2 pseudogenes are annotated in these 571 nt (G+C 79.5%); both read right to left on the bottom strand.

Annotation, left to right across the window (positions count from 1 at the left end):
- A pseudogene (locus KS423_RS46950) lies at positions 1–356 on the bottom strand (hypothetical protein); the annotation flags it as partial.
- Positions 353–571: pseudogene (locus KS423_RS46945) on the bottom strand (hypothetical protein); the annotation flags it as partial. The pseudogenes KS423_RS46950 and KS423_RS46945, both read right to left, overlap by 4 nt.

Genomic DNA, 571 nt, shown 5'->3' with positions numbered 1-571 from the left:
GCCGCCGGGGCGACGGCCAGGTCGGCGGCGAGCGCGGTCACCGCCTCGGCGAAGGCCGGGGTGCCGGTGCCCCCGAGCGCCAGGTCCGGGCTCTGCCAGGGCACCCGGCCGCCGGCGGTGGCGAGCCGCTGGTACTCGACGCAGGCGAGGCAGGCCGGTGCGCCGGGGGCGAGCACCGGCCCGACCACGGTCAGTGCGCCGTCCTCCCGCACCGGCACCAGGCGTACGGGGTGTGCCAGGGCGTGCCGGCTGAGCCGGGCGGCCAGGCCGAGGGTCCACTCGGTGAGGCGGACGACGGCGGTGCCGCTGGTGGCGGCCAGCGCCTGGGCCGCGGTGAGGACCGGTAGCTCGCTCATGGACGGCCTTCCTCGGCGACGAGAACGGTGAAGCCGCAGCCGTCCAGGGCGTCGGCGTACGGGCGGGCCTCGGGGGTGGCGGGCTGCCAGCGGGTGGTGCGCAGGCCGGTGAGCCGGACCAGGACGGCGTGCAGGTCCGCTTCCCGGGCGGCGACTTCGGCGAGCCAGCGGTCGGCCCAGCCCTGGTCCGCCCAGGCCGCCGGGGTGCGCCCGGC

Origin of the sequence: Streptomyces sp. LS1784, from assembly GCF_020103755.1 — a bacterium.
In the GTDB taxonomy this organism is placed as follows: Bacteria; Actinomycetota; Actinomycetes; order Streptomycetales; family Streptomycetaceae; genus Kitasatospora.
This window is presented reverse-complemented; position numbering and strand designations above follow the sequence as displayed.